Source organism: Collinsella sp. HCP3S3_E5 (assembly GCF_052067635.1).
Lineage (GTDB): Bacteria > Actinomycetota > Coriobacteriia > Coriobacteriales > Coriobacteriaceae > Collinsella.
This window is the reverse complement of sequence record NZ_JBQHQF010000065.1, coordinates 1-627: the sequence shown is the minus strand read 5'-3', so window position 1 is coordinate 627 and position 627 is coordinate 1. Positions and strand designations below refer to the sequence as shown.

At 69.5% G+C, this 627-nt stretch carries 1 protein-coding gene; it reads right to left on the bottom strand.

All coding sequences use genetic code 11. The features are described from left to right. Nucleotides 1-71: 71 nt before the first annotated feature. Nucleotides 72-627: transposase (locus tag ACTM82_RS09005; RefSeq protein WP_441088553.1), on the bottom strand; the 556-nt coding region annotated here is incomplete at its 5' end.

Sequence of the window (627 nt, the reverse complement as noted above, 5' to 3'; positions counted from 1 at the left end):
TGATGGGAAGATCGGACAGTTAGCGAAGAAAGGGTGCGGCACCTTTGCAAAACGGTGAAACCCGAAAGAAATTAGTCGTGAAATCCTAAATTTAGTTGTTGTGAAAAACAGCCGAGCAGCGCCGCGATCGCCGCCTCGTCGGAGAACTCGGCGCCGTTGTCGGTGAGGACGGCGCGGAACACGCGGCGCGTCCCGTCGGCGCCGAGGATGGCCCGGACGCCCTCCAGGGCGTCCGCGACGCACCCGGCGGTCTTCTCCTCCAGCGGCAGCGCGAGCTGGAGCCTGCTGGGGCGGTGCAGCAGCGTGAGCAGGCAGGCGGAGTCCTCCCGGGCCCCCTCGACGGTGTCCATCTCCCAGGCCGCGGCGCACGCGTCCTCCCCGAGGGCGAGGAACGCGGCATGCGACCTGCGGGCGGAGTGGCGGGTCGCCGCCCGGCCCGCGGCGCGCTTCCTCGGCCTGTAGCCGACCTTGCGCCTGAGCTCCATGTTGGTCATGCCGTCGTAGCCCGCCGAGACCCAGCGGTAGATGGTCGACGGCGACAGGTCCACCGGGCCGCCGTTGCGCGCCGCCATCTGCTCGGGCGACAGCCCCCGGCGCAGGCAGTCCCTTATCGCCTCCAGCCTGGCC